Source organism: Streptomyces sp. NPDC033180, assembly GCF_055577645.1.
Map to the genome: position 1 here is coordinate 114078 of NZ_JBVIPU010000014.1, position 18823 is coordinate 132900.

Genomic DNA, 18823 nt, shown 5'->3' on the forward strand with positions numbered 1-18823 from the left:
GGTGAGTGGCGCACCCGTGGTTATCCACAGGGAGGCAGATATCCACAGCCTGATCCGGGCAAGGGCGAAGTGCGGCAACCTGGGGTGATGGGGGGTTCAAGGGGGCCGCGGGGCGCGGGGAAGCGGGGTGGGCTGAGGGAGTTGGCCGTAGAGGGGGTGCTGCTCACGTGCTGGGCCAGGGATGCGGGCTGGTCGGCGAGCACGCTCTCCAGAAGCCTGGCCGCCGAGGGGTGGACGCGCATTCCGGGCGGGGGCTGGGCGGAGCCCGGACGCGCGGTGGATCTGGCGGTGCGGCTCTGGGCGGGGCAGTTGACGATGCCGGGCCTGGTCGCGAGCCACCGGTCGGCGGCGGCGCTGTGGCGCATCGAAGTACTGGGGGAGGAGCTGGAGTTCACCGACCCGCTGGGCGGCCGTCGCAGGACCGGCGCCCGCGTCCACCGGTCCCCCCTGCCGCCCGCGGAGATCACCGTGGTGGGGGACCTCCGGGTGACGACGGTCGCGCGTACGCTGGCGGATCTGCTGTGCGGCGGGCCCAGGGAGGACGCCCTGGTGGCGCTCGACTCGGCGCTGAGCAGCCGCCGGTACGGCGGGGGCTGCCGGCGGGGCCCCCTGATCGGCGGCCTCGACTCCGTGGCCGCGGCCTTGGATTCCCCGCCGGCGGCGGGGGCGGCGAGGGCACGCCAGTGGCTGGCCCTGGCTGACCCGGGGGCGGGCTCACCGGCGGAGACGGTCGCCCGACTGCGGATGCGGGACGCGGGGCTGCGACCGGAGTCCCAGGCGGTGATCTTGACCCCGTCCGGCCGCCTCCTGCGCCCGGACTTCCTCTTCCGCGGGGAGGGCGTGGTCGTCGAGATCGAGGGCTTCGCCTACCACGGCACCCGCGAGGCCCACCGCCGCGACCTGGCCCGTTACAACGACCTCGCGCTGTGCCCCGAGGTGCGGGTGGTACTGCGCTTCGGAGCCGAGGAGGTCTTCAACGCACCGGAGGCGTTCGTGGAAAGGGTGCGGGCGGCGGTGGGGCGGGGCGGGGCCGGGGGCTCCGCTCTCCCTGCGTGGGGTGGTGGCCGGGGCCGCCCGGTGCTCCGAAGTGTGGCGGTTCCGGCGGCCCGGTAAAGGGCGCTCCTATGTCGCGTCGGCTGCGCCGATTCCGCTGCGCTCCACCCTTGACCGCCCCACCTCCACCGCAGGAGCTCTTGTTGACCGGGCGGCCCAGGAAGGGGGCGTAGGGGAGGCTCTAGGGACTCCTTGGTCTCCTACCGGGTGCGGGCTGGTTTTTCCGGGGGCGGCGTCACGCCTGGACGGGGCTGCCGGACGATCGGCTCGGCTTTGGAGGGGGTGAGGGACCTGGTGCAGGAAAGTTTCGGGTGCTGGGAGGGGCGGGGTGGTGGGGGTGGGAATTTCTTGCGTTTCGCGTCCCTGGCGTAGCCGGACATGCGTCGACCGCGGTGGCTTCCCCTCCGCGCCACCGCGGTCGACCCCCCGTCAGGATGTGAGTCTTCAGGCGTCCTTCGCCGGCGGGGCGGGCACGTGGCCGTCGCCCTGGGTGGTGGCCGTACCGTCCTTCGGCGGGGCGGGCACGTGGCCGTCGCCCTGCGTGGTGAACTGGCCGTCCTTCGGCGGGGCGGGAACGTGACCGTCGCCCATGGTCGTTATGTTCTGGTTCTTCTTGGCGTCGCTCATAGAGAACTCCTTTGGGTCGGGCGGTGCGCTGAGTAGAAGCGCCCGTTCGGCAACTCCCCCGAGGGTCGCCGAACGGGCGCTTCAGGGCCGATCACTTTAGCGGTGGGGCCCATGCGATCCGTCTGCCCCCCGACGCGACGGGTCGATGCCTAGAGAGTGGCAGCAGCCCATAAACGTTCGATGAACGCCTCGGAAGGGCCGGTCAGGCGGCCGGGACCGGAGAGATGAGTCCGCGTACTTCGTCGGCCTCCGGGGCGCCGGAGCTTTCATGAATGGCCAGGGCTTCGCGCCAGCAGGCACGAGCACGGTCGACCTGCCCGATGCTGTGGAGGGACCTGCCCAGGAGGGTCAGAACGTTGGCACGCATCCAGTCACCGCCGACGCAGCCGGTGCTGAGTGCCTGCTCGGCATGTTGCGCGGCTTGGGCTGATTGGTTGGCCGACAGGTGAACCTGGGCGATGCGGAAGTGAGTTGTTCCCTCCCACAAGCGCTGCCTGTTCTCCACGAATACCTGCAGAGCGTCGATAAGTTGGTCGAGAGCTTCTGTGTGACGTCCGGCATGGCCGAGAGCGATGCCAAGAGCACTCTTCGCGTTGGCGAGACGGAACGTCAGGCCGAGATCGTCGTAGATCGCCATCCCTTGCTGGGCGAGCTCTATTGCCTTGGACGTGCGCCCCATCGCGTCCAGAGCGCGGGACAGATTGCAAAGAGCGCTCGCCTCGCCTGCACGGTTGGCGTCAGCGCGGAATTCCTCGATCGCCTTGACGAAGTAAGTCTCGCTAGCAGTGTGCTCATTGACGCAGTAGGCGGTGATACCCCGCTCGTTGGTGCCGTTTCCGCAGGTCCAGGGGTCCTTGGAGATCTCACCGAGTTCCGAGGCCCGCTCCAACTCCGCGGACGCCGTGTCGAAGTGCCCGACCTTGCTCAGTACCTGCGCAAGTGTGACCCGAGCCCGCCCCTCCGCATGAGCGTCCCCCACCGCCGCCGCGGCATCCCGCGCAGCCGACGTGGCCAGCTCATAGCGGCGTGCGCTCGCACCCGACTCCGCCAAGTCCTTGGAAGCCAGCAGCAGATCGACCGCCCGTCGCAGCGTGCTCGGCCCCAGTGACTGCTGGACGCAGGCCAGAATGCAAGCCGCCTCCGAGTGCAGCCAGTCCAGTGCCTTCGCGTCGTCACTGAAGTCCTGGCCCACGTGCTCGGTCACTTCGAGGTGGTCCACTGTCCGGTCGCCGGGCCGCTCTATCGCGTACACCCGCGCCGCCGAGGCCAAGTAGAAATCCAGCAACCGCGACATCGCCGATTCCCGCTCACTCGGCGCCAGCTCCCGCTCCGCGCACGCACGCGCGTAGAGCCGGACCAGGTCGTGGTAGCGGTATCGGCCCGGTGCCGCCGACTCCACCAGGGACGTGTCGACCAAGGACTCCAGGAGGTCCTCCGTCGCCTCCGTCGGCAGGTCCAGGACCGCAGCCGCCGCTGCCAAGGAGAGGTCCGGGCCGTCTGCCAGGCCGAGGAGCCTGAACGCCCGCGCCTGCGCCGGCTCCAGTTGGCCGTAGCCCAGTTCGAATGTTGCCTTTACGGCGAGGTCGCCCGCCTGCAGCTCGTCCAGGCGGCGCCGCTCGTCCGCCAGCTTCGCGGCCAGCGTCGAGACCGTCCACGTGCGGCGGGCCGCCAGGCGGGAGGCCGCGATACGGATCGCCAGCGGCAGGAAGCCGCACGCCGCCACCACGTCCAGTGCGGCCTTCCGCTCCGACGTGACCCTCTCCTCGCTCACGATCCGCGTGAACAAGTGCAGCGCTTCCTCGGGAGACATCACGTCCAGGTCCACCAGGTGGGCTCCGGCGAGGTCCACCATCCGGATCCGGCTCGTCACCAGCGCCGCGCAGCCCTCCATGCCCGGGAGCAGGGGGCGTACCTGGGCGGCGTCGCGTGCGTTGTCCAGGACCACCAGGACCCTGCGGCCGTCGAGGACCGACCTGTACAGCGCCGACCTCTCCTCCAGCGAGTCCGGGATCGCGGAGTCCGATGTTCCGAGGGCTCGCAGGAATGCGCCGAGGACCGTCTCCGGCTCCGCCGCCCTGGCTCCCGCCCCCTGCAGGTCCACGTACAGCTGCCCGTCAGGGAAGTACGCCCGCGCCACGTGCGCCACGTGGACGGCGAGCGTCGTCTTGCCCACGCCCCCGATGCCCGCAAGCGCCGAGACCGCCATCACCCGGCCCTCTGCCGCAGAGAGGATCGCACTCAGTTCGGACACGAAAGCGGCTCGGCCCGTGAAGTCCGGGACAGTCGCAGGGAGTTGGGCCGGGCGCACCACCGTCGCCGCGGGTTCCGGAGCCGCCGCCGAAGGTTCCGCGAGGGCCGGGTCCGCCTTGAGTATGCGCTGCTGGAGTTCCTTCAGGCCCGGGCGCGGGTCCACCCCCAGTTCGTCGGCCAGCAGGCGGCGCGTGTCCGCGTACACCGCGAGGGCCTCGGCCTGGCGTCCGCTGCGGTACAGCGCCAGCATCAGCAGTTCGCGCAGGCGTTCGCGCAGGGGGTGTGCCGCCGTGAGGGCCGTGAGTTCCGAGACGGCCTCGGCGTGGCAGCCGACCTCCAGGTCCATGTCCAGGCGGGATTCAAGGAGCTGCAGGCGCCACTCCTCAAGGCGTGTGCGTTCCGTGTCCGCGTAAGGGCCGGGGACGTTCGCCAGGGGTTCGCCGTCCCAGAGGCTCAGCGCCTTGTTCAACAGGGAGCGGGCCCGGCAGAGGTCGGCCACTGAGCGGGCCTTCTCCGCCTCCGTCGACAGGTCTTCCGCGAGCGCCAGGTCGAGCGCACCGTCGGCCACCGCGATCGCGTACCCGCCCGACTCGCTGACCAGGACCCCGGCGGGCAGCACCTTGCGCAGCCGTGACGCGTACGTACGGACCGCGGCCAGTGCCTGCGAGGGCGGTTCGTCGCCCCAGAGCGCGTCGATCAGCTCATGTGCCGTGGCCGTGCGTCCGTCACGCAGCAGGAGCGCCGCGAGCAGGGCGCGCTGCTGCGGAGAGCCCATGGACAGCTGCTCGGCGCCGTGCCATGCGCGTACGGGGCCGAGCACGCAGAAGCGCGGTCTCGGTTCCTCGGGGGCGTTCCCCGGGGCCGGACGCCGTTGGTCCGGTACTCGCGGTACACCGTCCATCGCTCCCCCTGCTGCCCTTCCGTACCCGGCCGTCACCGTGCCTGGTCGTGCGCCGCGGGCCTGCCCTGCCCGCGATTGTCGCTCTTTGCCTGGTTCCGTTCTCCACTTGGCTCCTGCTCCCCGCCAGTTTGCCTTGTTCATGGCGGATGCGTCAGCTGTGCGAGACGGCTCTCACAGGGTCCACGCACTCCGGCGGCCGGTAATGATCGGCGTACGAACGGTCGGTGGACGGCGGATGGATGGCCGACAAGTAGCCGACGGGGAGCTGACGGGTCGTCAGATGAGCGCTACCGTGGAGCACATGGAGACCACTGAGACCCTGCCGACGTTCCCGAGGATCATCTCGGTGGACGACCACACCGTTGAGCCCGCCCATGTCTGGCGGGACCGGCTGCCGGCGAAGTACCAGGACCGCGGGCCGCGCATCGTCCGGGCCCCCTTGAAGGAAATGACCTTCTTGGGCGGGAAGTTCGCCCCGGTGATGGGGCAGAAGGGGGAAGAAGGGCCGATCGGCGACTGGTGGATCTACGAGGACCTGCACCGGCCGCTCACCCGCCTCGACACCTCCGTCGGGTACGACAGGGACGAGATCAAGCTCGAAGTCATCACGTACGAGCAGATGCGGCCGGGGTCGTTCAGTGTGCCGGACCGGCTCGCCGACATGGACATCAACCACGTCCAGTCCGCCCTCTGCTTCCCCACCTTCCCCCGCTTCTGCGGGCAGACGTTCACCGAGGCCAAGGACCGTGAGCTGGGTCTGCTCGGGGTGCGCGCGTACAACGACTGGATGGTGGAGGAGTGGTGCGGGCCCCAGGCGCACGGCCGTCTCATCCCCCTCACTCTCATTCCGCTCTGGGATGCCGAACTGGCCGCCGCCGAGGTCCGCCGCAACGCCGCCCGCGGGGTGCGCGCCGTCGCCTTCTCCGAGATACCGCCGCACCTGGGCCTCCCCTCCATCCACACGGACGAGTGGGACCCCTTCCTGCGGGCCTGTGACGAGACCGGCACCGTCATCGCCATGCACATCGGGTCGAGCAGCAAGATGCCGAGCACGTCCGCGGACGCGCCGCCCGCCGTGGGTTCCACGATCACCTTCGCCAACTGCTGCTTCTCGATGGTGGACTGGCTGATGAGCGGCAAGTTCGAACGCTTCCCGAACCTCAGGATCATGTACGCGGAGGGGCAGATCGGGTGGATTCCGTACATCCTTGAGCGCGCGGACGTCGTGTGGGAGGAGAACCGCGGTTGGGGCGGGGTCGCCGACAAGGTGCACCGGCCACCGTCCGAGCTCTTCACCGAGCACGTCTACGGGTGCTTCTTCGACGATGCCTTCGGGCTGCAGAACCTCGACGCGATCGGCGTCGGGAACGTCCTGTACGAGACCGACTACCCGCACTCCGACTCGACCTGGCCCAAGTCGAGGGAGGTGGGCGAGTCGCAGATGGGGCACCTCGCGCCGGACGTGGTCGAACGGATCGTGCGGGGCAACGCGATCGATCTGCTGGGGCTCACGGGTGACGGGCTGTGGGCGGGGCCCGGGGCATAGGGAGAGGGGGAACGGGGAGTCCGCGGGGTCGCGGACTCCCCGTTCCCGGCATGCCCGGCGGGTGCCCGCCCTGCTTCGGAGGAGTCGCTCCGCGCCTCTTGCCTGACGATGCGTCAGCTACGACGATGAGTCCCGTCGCCGTATGTGACACATCGTCAGTTCAAGGTGAAGGGTCGGGTCCCCATGGCTGCCAACGCGCTGGCGCACATCTTCCCGCAGGGGCGACTGGTCTACGGGATGCAGCTCCCGATCCAGTCCCAGAGCGTCATCTACGCCGAGGCGTGGGAGGCGGAGGCCACCGCCGACGACCTCGCGGAGATCGCCCGCACCGCCGACCGGAGCGGCTTCGCGTACATCGCGAGCTGCGACCACGTGGCCATACCCCGGCGGCTCGCCGACACCATGAGCACCGTCTGGTACGACCCGGTGGCCACCCTCTCCTTCCTCGCCGGGATCACCGAGAACGTACGGCTGATGAGCCATGTCGCCGTCGTCGGACTCCGGCATCCGCTCGTCACCGCCAAGCAGTACGCCACCCTGGACCGGCTCAGCGGCGGGCGGCTGATCCTGGGCGTCGGGGCCGGGCACGTACAGGAGGAGTTCGACGCCGTAGGGGCCGACTTCGAGCGGCGTGGGTCCGTGCTCGACGAGACCATCGACGCGCTGAAGGCCTCTCTCGGGCCCGAGGAGTATCCCGAACACCACGGCGAGCACTACGACTTCGGTGGTCTCGGCCAGCAGCCGCGTCCCGCGCAGTCCCGCGTGCCCCTCTGGGTGGGCGGCTCCTCGCCCGCCGCCGTCCGCAGGGCCGCCGTGCGCGGTGACGGCTGGCTGCCGCAGGGCGACCCCCGCGACAAACTGCCCGCGCAGATCGCCGGGCTCAAGCGGCTGAGGCAGGAGGCCGGGGTCGCGGAGCCGGTCGTCGTGGGGGCGATCGCCGAGCCCTTGTACGTGGGGGAGCCCGGCTGGTCCGTGGGGCGGCGCACGCTCAGCGGGAAGCCGGACGCCCTCGCCGAGTCGCTGCGCGCGTACGCCGCGATGGGCGTCCAGCAGATTCAGGTCAGGTTCCGCTCGCGCAGTCGCACCGAACTCACCGATCAGATGGCGGCGTTCGCCGCCGACGTCGCTCCGCACCTCAACTGAGAGCTCACCGAGCTCATTCAAGGAGACAGGTATGGGCAAGCTGGACGGCCGCGTCATCATCGTCACCGGTGCGGCGCGCGGGCAGGGTGAGCAGGAGGCGCGGCTCTTCGCCGCCGAGGGGGCGCGGGTCGTCATCGCCGACGTCCTCGACGACCAGGGCGAGGCCCTCGCCAAGGAGCTCGGTGGCGACGTGGCCAAGTACGTGCACCTCGACGTGGGCAGGGAGGCCGACTGGGGCGCGGCGGTCGGCGCCACCAAGGACGCCTTCGGGAAGATCGACGGCCTCGTCAACAACGCCGGGATCCTGCGCTTCAACGAACTCGTCAGCACCCCGCTCGAAGAGTTCGAGCAGATCATCCGGGTCAACCAGATCGGCTGTTTCCTCGGCATCCGCAACGTCGCCCCCGAGATCGAGGCGGCCGGCGGCGGGACCATCGTGAACACCGCCTCGTACACGGCGATGACGGGCATGGCGTACGTCGGCGCGTACGCCGCGACCAAGCACGCCATCCTCGGGCTCACCCGTGTCGCCGCGCTGGAGCTCGCCGCCAAGAACATCCGGGTCAACGCCGTCTGCCCGGGGGCCGTCGACACCCCGATGACCAACCCGGCGCAGCTCGACCCGACCGCCGACCCCGCCGAGGCACGGGAAGCAGTCGCCGAGCTCTACAAGAATCTCGTGCCGCTCGGACGGATCGGCGGGCCCGAGGAGGTCGCCGCGCTCGCGCTGTTCCTGACCGGGGGCGACTCGGCGTACATCACCGGGCAGCCGTTCGTCATCGACGGGGGGTGGCTCGCGGGGGTCAGCATCGTCTGACCGAGGACCATGCCTGACGCCACGTCAGTCGGGCCGCCCGCGGGTATTGACGGTCATCGCGGCCGGTGGAACAGTCGACGCATCACAATCTGACGGTTCGTCAGAAACTCGCAGATACTCACGAGGATGGTGAACCTCCTTGGAATTCGGTCTCTTTGTACAGGGATACGTGCCCGCCAAGCGGGCCAAGGTCGACCCCGAAGCAGAGCACAAGGCGCTCATCGAGGAGACCGAGTACGTCATCCAGGCGGACAAGTCCGGCTTCAAGTACGCCTGGGCCTCTGAGCACCACTTCCTGGAGGAGTACTCGCACCTCTCCGCCAACGACGTCTTCCTCGGCTATCTCGCCCACGCCACCGACCGCATCCACCTGGGCTCCGGAATCTTCAACCCGCTCGCCCCGGTGAACCACCCGGTCAAGGTCGCCGAGAAGGTCGCCATGCTCGACCATCTCTCCGAAGGGCGCTTCGAGTTCGGGTCGGGGCGCGGCGCCGGCTCGCACGAGATACTGGGCTTCATGCCGGGCATCACCGACATGAACCACACCAAGGAACTCTGGGAAGAGACCATCGCCGAGTTCCCCAAGATGTGGCTGCAGGACGAGTACGTCGGCTTCCAGGGCAAACACTGGTCGCTGCCGCCCCGCAAGGTCCTGCCCAAGCCGTACGGGAAGTCGCACCCGGCCATGTGGTACGCCGCCGGGTCCCCCCCTTCGTATGCGATGGCAGGCAAGAAGGGACTCGGGGTCCTCGGTTTCAGCGTGCAGAAGGTCTCCGACATGGAGTGGGTCCTGGAGTCGTACAAGACGGCCGTGAAGGAAGCCGAGCCGGTCGGTGACTTCGTCAACGACAACGTCATGGTGACCTCGACGGCGATCTGCGCACCGACGCACAAGAAGGCCGTGGAGATCGCCGTCAGCGGCGGGCTCAACTATCTGCAGTCGTTGCTGTTCCGCTATCACGACACCTTCCCGCGCCCCGAGGGAATCCCCGAGTGGCCCGAGCTCCTCCCCGAGTACAGCGAGGAGATCATCGAGCTGCTCATCGCCGAGGAGCTGATGATCTGCGGCGACCCGGACGAGGTGCTCACGCAGTGCAAGCGGTGGGAGCAGGCGGGTGCGGATCAGCTCAGCTTCGGGCTTCCGATCGGGATCTCACCCGAGGACACGAAGAACACGATCAAGTTGATCGGTGAGCATGTGATCCCGAAGATCGATACGGATCCCGTTCACCGGACCTCGCGTATGCGGGGTGCCTCCGGCGGCTGAGCCGCCACCATCGACCGCCCCGGCTTCCCCTCCCGGACGGAGGCCGGGGCGCCCTTCGGGCCAACTCCGCACCCACATCCACCGTCAAGGGGGACGACCTCGTCATGCTCGACCACCTCATCAAAGGCGCGACCGTAGTCGACGGAACAGGCGCCCCCGCGTACACCGCCGACGTCGGCATCCGGGGCGGGCGCATAGCCGTCGTCGCCGAACCCGGAGCCGTCACGGAGCCCGCCACGACCAGTGAGGACGCCCAAGGGCGGGTCCTCGCCCCCGGTTTCGTCGATCCGCACACCCACTACGACGCCCAGCTCTTCTGGGACCCGTACGCGACCCCGTCCCTGAACCACGGCGTCACCACCGTCGCCGGCGGCAACTGCGGTTTCACTCTTGCCCCGTTGAACCCCGCGCGTCCGGAGGACGCCGACTACACGCGGCGGATGATGTCCAAGGTCGAGGGCATGTCGCTCGTGGCCCTCGAAGAGGGCGCACCCTGGTCGTGGAGTTCGTTCGGCGAGTATCTGGACGCCCTGGACGAGCGTGTCGCCGTCAACGCGGGCTTCATGGTGGGGCATTGCGCACTGCGGCGGTACGTCATGGGCGCGGACGCGGTGGGCGGTCAGCCGTCGCCCGAGCAGATGGACGAGATGCTGCGGCTCTTCCACGACGCCATGGATGCCGGCGCCTGGGGACTCTCCACCACGCAGTCGTCCACGCACTCGGACGGCGACGGGCAGCCGGTGGCATCCCGGCACGCGAAGCCCGACGAGCTGCTCGCGCTCAGCCGGGCCGTTGCCGAGCACGAGGGCACTCAGCTGGAGGCCATCGTCGCGGGCTGTCTCGACCAGTTCAGCGACGACGAGATCGATCTGTTCGTCGAGATGAGCGCCGCCGCCGGACGGCCCCTCAACTGGAACGTCCTCACCATCGACGCCGCCGTGCCCGAGCGCGTCCCGCGCCAGCTGATCCCCAGCGAGCGCGCCCGCAAGGCCGGTGGCCGGATCGTGGCACTGACGATGCCGATCCTCACTCCCATGAACATGTCGCTCGGCACCTTCTGCGCACTGAACCTGATTCCGGGGTGGGGCGACGTGCTGGGCCTGCCCGTCCCCGAGCGCGTCGCCAAGCTGCGTGACCCGGACGTCAGGGGCGAGATGCTGCGGCGTGCCGACAGCAAGGAGGCCGGGGTCTTCCGGCGGCTCACGCACTTCGACCGGTACGTCATCGGGGACACGTACTCCAAGGAGAACGAAGGCCTCACCGGCCGCGTCGTCGGCGACATCGCCGCCGAGCGCGGCCAGGAGGCCTTCCAGTGCCTCGTCGAGATCTGCGCCAACGACGATCTGCGTACGGTGCTCTGGCCGATGCCCTCCGACAACGACCCCGACTCGTGGGCCCTGCGCCAGGAGACCTGGCAGCACGAGGACGTCATGCTGGGCGGCTCCGACGCGGGCGCGCATCTGGACCGGATGTGCGGCGCCCCGTACACGACCCGGTTCATCGGGGACTGTCTGCGGGGCCGCAAGCTGGTCGGCCTGGAGCAGGCGGTGAAGATGCTCACCGATGATCCCGCGCAGCTCTTCGGGCTGCGGGAGCGGGGCCGTATCGAGGAGGGCTTCCACGCCGACCTCGTCCTCTTCGACCCCGAGCGCATCGACGCTGGCAAGGCCACGCTGGTGCACGACCTGCCCGGCGACAGCCCGCGCCTCGACTCCAAGGCCATCGGCATCAACGCCGTGTGGGTCAACGGAGTCGAGGCCATCCGCGAGGACCGCGTGACGGGTGCGACGCCCGGCACGGTGCTCCGGTCGGGCCGGGACACCAGGACGGTGAGCACCAGGTGAGCGGTCAACTCCCCCAGGAGCAACGGCTGTTCATCGGCGGCGAGTGGGTCGAGCCCGACGGCGGCCACTACGAGGTGGTCGACCCCGCCACGGAGGACGTGGTCGGCCTCGCCCCCGAGGCGAGCCGCGAGCAGGTGCACGCGGCGGCCGGAGCCGCCCGCGAGGCCTTCGCCACCTGGTCGCGCACCACCCCCGAGGAACGGGCCGCGGTCCTGGACCGCGCCGCGTCGATCATGCAGCGCGACTTCACCTCGTACGCGGAACTCGCCCAGGCCGAGAGCGGCGCGACGACCGGTACGGCGCGGGGCATGCAGGTCGCGGTGTCGGTGGCGCGCTTCAAGCGGTACGCGAAGGGCGCCCTGGAACCGGTGGAGGCCGGCCTGCCCCCGCAGATCAACGAGGCGGGTGGGGGCACCTCCCACGCCCTTCAGGCAGTGGGGGCGGGGAAGGCGGGCGTCGTGGGGGCGCTCACCGTCCGCCAGCCGGTGGGCGTCGTCACCTGCGTCACCTCGTACAACAACCCGTGGGCCAACCCCGCGGGCAAGGTGGCACCCGCCCTGGCCATGGGCAACACGGTCCTGGTGAAGCCCGCTCCGCAGGACCCGCTGTCGGTGTACCGGATGGCGGCGGCGCTCGAGGAGGCCGGGGCGCCGCCGGGAGTGGTGAACGTGGTGAGCGGCGCGCGCCCCGGGGTGGGTGAGGCGGCCGTCGACTCCCGGGACGTCGACATGGTGAGCTTCACCGGCTCGACGTCGGTGGGGCAGCGGATCGCCGAGGTGTGCGGCCGGGACATGAAACGCCAGCTGATGGAGCTGGGCGGCAAGGGCGCGGCGCTCGTCTTCGAGGACGCGGACCTGGACTCGGCGGTGGCGGGCATCGGGACGACGTTCTCCTTCTACAGCGGCCAGATCTGCACGGCTCCGACGAGGGTCATCGCGCACCGAGCGGTCTACGACGCCCTGATCGAGAAGCTGCGGGGCTACATCGGCTTCATGAAGGTCGGGGACCCACGGGAGAGGGGAACGATCGTCGGCCCGGTGATCTCGGCGGCACATCGGGACCGCATCGAGTCGTACGTCGAACTGGGGCGGAAGGAGGGCGCGCGGGTCGTCGCGGGCGGCGAGCGCCCGGCCTCGTTCGAGAAGGGCTTCTACGTCGCCCCGACGCTGCTCGCGGACTGCACGAACGACATGCGGGTGGTCCGGGAGGAGATCTTCGGCCCGGTCGTGGTGGTGGTCCCCTTCGAGGACGAGGAGGAGGGCATCGCGCTCGCCAACGACAGCGACTACGGCCTCCTCGACTACGTCTGGTCGGGCGACGTGGCCCGCGCCTTCCGTGTCGCGCGGCGGCTGCGCGCGGGCGGGGTCGGCGTGAACACGATCGGCCGGAACATGGAGGCGCCGTTCGGCGGGTTCAAGAGGAGCGGGGTGGGCCGGGACGTGGGCTCGTACGCGCTGCACGCGTACAGCGAGCTGCAGTCGATCGTCTGGCCGGGGTGATGTCCGTTATGTGGAACGCGGGAAGACGCTCGGGAAAATTTTGAAACGGGCAAAACGGACAGTGCTGCGGTTCCCGCATACCGGACGGTCTGGCTTTTGCCTGGCAATGAGCAACCGTTCCGGTTGAGCGATCAAGCAATCAATGGCAGCTGTCCCGATTCGCCCATCGATTACAAGACGCAAGATGCGGATCTAGACCCTCCGTATGTGGAAACCGCAGCCCTTAACGTCCTGTTCATGACCCAGTTGGACGAACGGCCCCAGGCCGGAGACACGGTAAACGGCGCCCCCGACGGGGGCGTACGCGCCAAAGGGCTCGGCGGTAACTCCGTCGGCCTCATGGGCAGCGCCGTCATCGGCATCTCGACCGTCGCCCCCGTCTACTGCCTGACGTCGACCCTCGGCTCCACGGCCGGCGAGGTCGGCCTCGCCATGCCCGCGGTCTTCCTCGCGGGCTTCCTGCCGATGCTCCTGGTGGCCTTCGCCTACCGCGAGCTCAACAAGGCCATGCCGGACTGCGGCACGTCCTTCACCTGGACGGTCAAGGCCTTCGGCCCGCGGCTCGGCTGGATGTGCGGCTGGGGCCTGGTCATCGCCACGATCATCGTCCTGTCGAACCTCGCAGGGGTGGCGACCTCGTACTTCTGGCTCCTGGCCGGCGAGATCACGAGCAGTGACTCGGTTGCGGCCCTCGACGACAACAAGGCCGTCCACATCCTCACGTGCCTGGCCCTGATCGCCGCGGCGACGGCCATCAGCTATCGGGGGATGACGGCCACGAAGGGGGTCCAGTACCTCCTGGTCGGCCTGCAGCTCGTGGTGCTCGCGCTCTTTGTCGTGATGGCTCTCGGCAAGGCCCGCAGCGGTGACATCGCCGGTTCGATGGACTTCTCCTGGTCCTGGCTGAACCCGTTCTCCGTCCAGTCCTTCGGCGCCTTCACGGCCGGTCTCTCCCTGTCGATCTTCATGTTCTGGGGATGGGACGCGTGTCTGACCGCCAACGAGGAGACCACCGGCAGCGAGAAGACCCCGGGCCGCGCGGCGCTCATCTCGATGGTCGTCCTGATCGGCTCCTACCTCGCCACCGGCATCGCGGCCCAGATGGCCGTCGGCTCCGGCGACAAGGGCCTGGGTCTCGCCAACCCGGACACCTCCGACAACGTCTTCGCCGCGCTCGCCGGGCCCATCATGGGCAACGGCCTGGGCATCCTGCTCTTCGTCGCGGTCCTCGCATCGGCCGCCGCGAGCCTGCAGACCACGTTCATCCCGGTGGCCCGCACGGTCCTCGCCATGTCGACGTACGAGGCGCTTCCCGCCTCCTACGCGCGCGTGCACCCCCGATTCAAGACCCCCGGCCGCGCGACGGTCGTCGCGGGCGTCGCGACCGGCGTCTTCTACACGGTCATGACGCTGGTCTCCGAGCACGTCCTGGTCGACACGATCTACGCGCTCGGCCTCATGATCTGCTTCTACTACGCGCTGACGGCCTTCGCCTGCGCGTGGTACTTCCGCCGCACACTGTTCTCGTCCCCGCGCGACTTCGCCTTCAAGGGCTTCTTCCCGGTGTTCGGCGGCATCCTGCTGACCGCGGTCTTCGTCAAGACGCTCGTGGACATGTGGAACCCCGCCTACGGCAGCGGCTCCTCCGTCTTCGGTGTCGGCTCCGTCTTCGTGATCGGCGTGGGCCTGCTGCTGCTCGGCGTGGTGATCATGCTGGTGATGGGCCGCAAGAGCCCGGCGTTCTTCCGGGGCGAGGTCCTGAAGCGGGACACTCCGGCGCTGGTCGTCGCAGACTGACCCCCTGGTGGACAGACCACCCCTGGCGGACTGACCTCAGCCCGCCAACAGCCCCCGCAGCGACGCCTTCAAGCTGGTGATGAAGGCGTCGCGGTGGTTCTGGGGGATGAGGTCCAGGGACAGGTACGGGTTGAGGTCTTCCAGTTCGACCAGGAGCAGGTCCCCTGAGCGCGTGCGGCAGGCGTCGACGCGCTGGATGCCGTGGTCGATGGTGTTCCAGTCGATGAAGCGCTGGGCGAAGGCCAGGTCGGCGGGGGTCGGGGTGTAGGGCTCCAGGGCCCAGCGCTTGTCCGGGTGCGGTGCGTGGAGTGCGTACTGGAACGTGTCGTCGACGAAGTAGAACGACACCTCGTACGTGAAGTCGACGCGGGGCTGGATGAGGATCGTGCCGTCGGGGGCGGCGTGGGTCTCCAGGTCGGCCCGCGTGAGGAACTCCAGGCCTATCGAGTCCGCGCCCCGCTTGGGCTTGATCACGTACTCGGACGTGTCCGGGAGCTTTGCGATGTCCGCGAGGCGGTCGACCGTCGGGATCACCGGGTGGCCCTGCGTCGTGAGGTCGACGAGGTACTGCTTGCCCGCGATGTCCGCGCTGCCGGTCAGCTGGTTGTGGACGCGGGTGCCCGAGGCGAGCGCCTGGGCGCGGAAGGCGTCGAACGCCGCCTGGTAGTTCAGGACCGGGCCGCTGTTGCGGATCAGCACCGCGTCGAAGGAGTCCATCAGCGCCGCAGCGTCCAGCGGGTGGCACAGCGCCGTGTCGAAGTCCTCGCGGAGGCGGGAGGCGAGCGCGATGTCCTCGTCGCAGTACCGGCGGCCCCGCGCCTCGTAGGCGAGATCGGTGACGAGCAGGACGCGGGACCGGGGCCTCGGGGTCGGCTGGGCAGGCGGCACGGGGGGCTCTCCTGGGGCGGTGGGGGCGGCGGCTTCGGATCTTCGACCTTATGGAAGTCGATGCGGCCGCGCCGCGCCGCCCCCGGAGGAACCTAGCTCCGGCCCAGGAACACCGGGTTCGTGAACGCCCTCAGCGGGCCCGGGAGCCCCGGCGTCACCGGCGCGTGGCGGACCTCGGCCCGTACGTAGGCGGCGTACGAAGGTGTCGTTCGCCACTGAGCCGTGCCGGACCCGGAGGCGGGAATCGCCGGGCCGGTGAAGAGCACGCCCTGGTCCGTGACGAAACGGATCGTGCAGCCGGGGGCGCCCGTGACGTCCAGACGGACCGTCACGGGGGCGTCCTGCTCGACGTAGAGGCGCTCGCCGATGCCCGCTTGTCTGCCCCTGCCGCCGGTGGCGGTGAACTCGAGCGCGACGTCCTTGGTCTCGGCGACGTAGCTGTGGCCTGCCCGGATGCCCGCCTGGATCGCCTCGCGGGTCAGGTCGTCCGCGAGGACCACCGTCTGCGGGGTGCCGACGGGGTCGGGGTCGCGGTGGGCGTCGCTGTTGCCCATGGCCGGGATCCAGGGCTTGCGGCCGCGGACGGCGGCGACCAGGGTGCTGTCCCAGTCGGCCAGGGAGATCTCGTCGTCCGGGGTGTACGCGCCGTTCCACACCTCCACCGCGTCCGCTTCGCCGAAGCCGAACTTCCAGTTGCAGCCGATGCAGGTGGCGTGCGGATGGGCGGGGACGACGAGGCCGCCCGCGTCGCGGACCTCGCGGGCGTACTTGCCGAAGCGGTTGTCGCGGGCGCGGTAGCGCCAGTCGATGAACGTGCCGGGATCCGTGCCGAGGGCGACCACGTGGCCGTTGCGCGTGGTGACCTCCTCGCCCAGCATCACCAGGAGGTCGTCCCCCGCCGCGTCGGCCCAATGGGCGTGCGCGGAGTGCGTGTTGTGCTCGGAGGAGTTGATGAAGTCGAGGCCGGCCGCGCGCGCGAGGGCCGCGATCTCGGCCGGGGTGCGCCTGCCGTCGGAGTGCCAGGAGTGCAGGTGGCAGTCGCCGCGGTACCAGGCGCGGCCCCGGCCCTTCGCCCGCTCCGGCGGGTAGGCGGGCCTGGGCGTCTTGCCGGGCGCCCCGTACTTGAGGGTGATCGTGACCTCGTAGGGCAGGCCCCGCGGCGCGACGGTGTAGGGGCCGAGCGCGATGTTCCAGGTGCCCGCCTTGACCGGGCCCGGGATGTAGCCGGGGGTCGCGTCGTCGGCGCGGATGAAGAACTCCGTGCGCGCGCCGCCCGACCAGCCCCGGAATCCCTTGCCGCCGAGGGCCGTGCCGCGCTGGTCGAAGATGCCGATGTCGAGGGCGTTGCCCTGCGTGCCCGCCGGGACGGTGACCTTCTCGTAGGTGTACGAGACGTGGATCTCCCGTACGCCGTCGGGGACTTCGACCGGCAGGTACACGAAGTCGGGCGACCCGGTGGGCAGTGTCCCGCGCACCACCTTGGTCTCGTCGCCACTCCTGGAGTCACGCCCTGCGGCGCTCGCGAAGCTCACGCTGTTCAACGTAAGCGCGGCGGCGGCTCCCGTCACGAGCAGACCGCGTCGGTTCAGGGGTGTGTTGGCGGGTCTGGTCCTGTGGTGTTCGTCCTCGCACATGTGTCGGCTCCCCGGGGTGTCGGAAGGGACTGCAGGGCAACCCTGGTATTCAGCCGTGAACTCGGCGGCAAGGGAAGGCAATTGACAGACTTATGCGGAGTGTCGGGCGAGGGCGGCGGACCGCCGCTGTCAGTCGCCGCGGCGGGCCCTGCGGGTGCGGCACAGGACGAGCGGGGCCGCGTACGCGCCGTAGGGGCGGCGCAGCCCCGCGCCTAGACGTTCGCGCCCGCCGCTCGGAGCACCGCGGCCGTCTCCTCGTGTGAGCCGTGGGTCGCCCAGTACAGCGGGGTGTTGCCCGTGCCGTGGTCCTCGCGGCGGTTCGGGTCCGCACCGTGCGCGAGGAGTTCGCGGACCGCGTCGGTGTGGCCCCAGCACGCGGCCCCGCACAGGGGTGTCCCCTGGTCGCCGTGGCCGCTCTCGGAGTCGGGGTCCGCTCCTGCCGCCAGGAGTGCCCGGACAGCGGGCGTCGTGCCGTGAACGGAAGCGCCGTACAGCGGTGTCGTGCCGTCGGGGTCGGGGGCCTTCGGGTCCGCGCCCGCGCGCAGCAGCGCTTTCACCTCGGTGGTGAGGCCCGACTTGGCCGCCAGGACCAGTTTGCTCGACATCTTCTTGCGGCGCCTTCTGCTCATGGGGAGAGAGTAATTCGGCGGGCGTGTGAGGTGGTCGGACTATTCGCTCCCCCATGCGGCGGAGGCGCGGCGCCCCTGATCAGCCCGCACGCCGATGTGGCGGCCCGGCGCCCGCGGCCAGCATGACTCCCATGATGAAGATGAGCGCTCTGCCCGACGTCCCCCGGTGGGCCGTGATCGCCGCCCACGCCGTCCCGCTGGCCACGTTGCCCTCCGCGCTGTGGCGCATCGCCCTCGTCGCCGGGCTTCCGGTGGCCGACGAGCCCTTCGAGGGCTGGGGGATGGTGCTGTACATCCTGGGGCTGAGCGTCGTGTCCGAGTCCCTCGCCCTGCTGACGCTCGGCCTGGTGCGGGGGTGGGGCGAGGTCGTGCCGGGGTGGATACCGCTGATCGGCGGGCGGAAGGTGCGGCCGCTCGCCGCGGTGGTTCCGGCGCTCGTCGGAGCCGCCGGACTCTTCTTGATCACGACCTGGTTCGTCTACGCCGCGTACGCGGATCTGGGCCCCGGCGTCACGGACGGCGCCATCCAGCAGGCGCTCTTCGTGATCTGCTACGCGCCGCTGCTCCTGTGGGCTCCGCTGCTCGTCGCGGTCACCGTCGCGTACTACAAGCGGCGGACGCGAGGCGCGGGCATGGCATGGACTCCTGCGGCGCTGACGGTTAGTAAGTGAGCCCCGCTCCCGAACGCCCTGCTCCTGCACGAAGGACACCCACGGGAGCGGTATGCCGGCGCAACTGGAGGCTGCCACAGGGGCTGGAGGCTGCCGCAGGGGGGGCGCGGCCACTGTTGCGTCTGCTAGCAGCGGACGCGAGGTGCGGGCATGGCATGGACTCCTGCGGCGCTGACGGTTAGTAAGTGAGCCTCGCTCCCGAACGCCCCGCTCCCGTACGGGGGCACTCACGGGAACGGGAATACGCCGTCGCAATC

14 protein-coding genes are annotated in these 18823 nt (G+C 70.0%); 9 read left to right on the forward strand and 5 right to left on the reverse strand.

The genetic code is table 11. From position 1 onward, the window contains the following. Nucleotides 1-141: 141 nt before the first annotated feature. Nucleotides 142-1113, forward strand: a complete 972-nt coding sequence (locus tag ACZ5WE_RS30525) for a hypothetical protein (RefSeq protein ID WP_467689640.1) — start codon at nt 142-144, stop codon at nt 1111-1113. A 384-nt stretch (nt 1114-1497) separates the two neighbouring features. Here ACZ5WE_RS30525 and ACZ5WE_RS30530 read toward each other — a convergent pair whose 3' ends face one another. Further along, nucleotides 1498-1680, reverse strand: a complete 183-nt coding sequence (locus ACZ5WE_RS30530) for a sigma-like protein (protein WP_467689638.1) — start codon at nt 1678-1680, stop codon at nt 1498-1500. Between the two features lie 202 nt (nt 1681-1882). Further along, entirely contained in the window at nt 1883-4831 is a 2949-nt protein-coding gene (afsR, locus tag ACZ5WE_RS30535; protein ID WP_467689636.1) for an SARP-family global regulator AfsR, read from the reverse strand. A 319-nt stretch (nt 4832-5150) separates the two neighbouring features. Between afsR and ACZ5WE_RS30540 the strand changes: the two genes are divergently transcribed. The 7 genes from ACZ5WE_RS30540 (at nt 5151) to ACZ5WE_RS30570 (ending at nt 14744) form a co-directional block, all read left to right on the forward strand. Beyond that, a complete protein-coding gene (locus ACZ5WE_RS30540; RefSeq protein ID WP_467689821.1) occupies nt 5151-6377 on the forward strand; it encodes an amidohydrolase family protein in 1227 nt (408 codons plus the stop codon). Nucleotides 6378-6560: 183 nt separating this feature from the next. Continuing rightward, nucleotides 6561-7520, forward strand: a complete 960-nt coding sequence (locus ACZ5WE_RS30545; protein ID WP_467689634.1) for an LLM class F420-dependent oxidoreductase — start codon at nt 6561-6563, stop codon at nt 7518-7520. Nucleotides 7521-7551: 31 nt separating this feature from the next. Further along, nucleotides 7552-8337 carry an SDR family NAD(P)-dependent oxidoreductase gene (locus tag ACZ5WE_RS30550; protein ID WP_467689632.1) on the forward strand — a complete coding sequence of 262 codons (786 nt, stop codon included), beginning with the start codon at nt 7552-7554 and terminating at the stop codon, nt 8335-8337. Between the two features lie 139 nt (nt 8338-8476). Next, complete coding sequence (locus ACZ5WE_RS30555; RefSeq protein WP_467689630.1) at nt 8477-9604, forward strand: LLM class flavin-dependent oxidoreductase; 1128 nt, start codon at nt 8477-8479, stop codon at nt 9602-9604. 104 nt (nt 9605-9708) lie between these two features. Next, nucleotides 9709-11448, forward strand: coding sequence for an N-acyl-D-amino-acid deacylase family protein (locus ACZ5WE_RS30560; protein WP_467689628.1), 1740 nt, complete (start codon nt 9709-9711; stop codon nt 11446-11448). Continuing rightward, nucleotides 11445-12947: an aldehyde dehydrogenase family protein gene (locus ACZ5WE_RS30565; protein ID WP_467689626.1), complete on the forward strand. Its 1503-nt coding sequence runs from the start codon at nt 11445-11447 to the stop codon at nt 12945-12947. The genes ACZ5WE_RS30560 and ACZ5WE_RS30565 overlap by 4 nt, the downstream gene beginning before the upstream one ends. A gap of 237 nt (nt 12948-13184) precedes the next feature. Next, nucleotides 13185-14744 (forward strand): APC family permease, encoded by a 1560-nt coding sequence (locus ACZ5WE_RS30570; RefSeq protein ID WP_467689625.1) that lies wholly within the window; start codon nt 13185-13187, stop codon nt 14742-14744. 36 nt (nt 14745-14780) lie between these two features. Here the strand turns inward: ACZ5WE_RS30570 and ACZ5WE_RS30575 are convergent, their stop codons facing one another. The 3 genes from ACZ5WE_RS30575 to ACZ5WE_RS30585 form a co-directional block, all read right to left on the reverse strand. Further along, the gene (locus ACZ5WE_RS30575) at nt 14781-15632 is read right to left on the reverse strand and encodes an ATP-grasp domain-containing protein (protein ID WP_467689623.1); all 852 of its coding nucleotides are present in this window, start codon (nt 15630-15632) and stop codon (nt 14781-14783) included. Between the two features lie 92 nt (nt 15633-15724). Next, nucleotides 15725-17266: a CehA/McbA family metallohydrolase gene (locus ACZ5WE_RS30580; RefSeq protein ID WP_467689621.1), complete on the reverse strand. Its 1542-nt coding sequence runs from the start codon at nt 17264-17266 to the stop codon at nt 15725-15727. 212 nt (nt 17267-17478) lie between these two features. Next, entirely contained in the window at nt 17479-17895 is a 417-nt protein-coding gene (locus ACZ5WE_RS30585; RefSeq protein ID WP_467689619.1) for an ankyrin repeat domain-containing protein, read from the reverse strand. Between the two features lie 131 nt (nt 17896-18026). Between ACZ5WE_RS30585 and ACZ5WE_RS30590 the strand changes: the two genes are divergently transcribed. Beyond that, nucleotides 18027-18566: a hypothetical protein gene (locus tag ACZ5WE_RS30590; RefSeq protein WP_467689617.1), complete on the forward strand. Its 540-nt coding sequence runs from the start codon at nt 18027-18029 to the stop codon at nt 18564-18566. The last annotated feature ends 257 nt before the right edge of the window (nt 18567-18823 follow it).

Bases quoted from the DNA above. Each gene is read 5' to 3' on its own strand.
- ACZ5WE_RS30530 (WP_467689638.1), bottom strand. From the start codon at position 1,680: ATGAGCGACGCCAAGAAGAACCAGAACATAACGACCATGGGCGACGGT.
- afsR (WP_467689636.1), bottom strand. From the start codon at position 4,831: ATGGACGGTGTACCGCGAGTACCGGACCAACGGCGTCCGGCCCCGGGG.
- ACZ5WE_RS30545 (WP_467689634.1), top strand. From the start codon at position 6,561: ATGGCTGCCAACGCGCTGGCGCACATCTTCCCGCAGGGGCGACTGGTC.
- ACZ5WE_RS30550 (WP_467689632.1), top strand. From the start codon at position 7,552: ATGGGCAAGCTGGACGGCCGCGTCATCATCGTCACCGGTGCGGCGCGC.
- ACZ5WE_RS30560 (WP_467689628.1), top strand. From the start codon at position 9,709: ATGCTCGACCACCTCATCAAAGGCGCGACCGTAGTCGACGGAACAGGC.
- ACZ5WE_RS30570 (WP_467689625.1), top strand. From the start codon at position 13,185: ATGACCCAGTTGGACGAACGGCCCCAGGCCGGAGACACGGTAAACGGC.
- ACZ5WE_RS30580 (WP_467689621.1), bottom strand. From the start codon at position 17,266: ATGTGCGAGGACGAACACCACAGGACCAGACCCGCCAACACACCCCTG.
- ACZ5WE_RS30585 (WP_467689619.1), bottom strand. From the start codon at position 17,895: ATGAGCAGAAGGCGCCGCAAGAAGATGTCGAGCAAACTGGTCCTGGCG.
- ACZ5WE_RS30590 (WP_467689617.1), top strand. From the start codon at position 18,027: ATGATGAAGATGAGCGCTCTGCCCGACGTCCCCCGGTGGGCCGTGATC.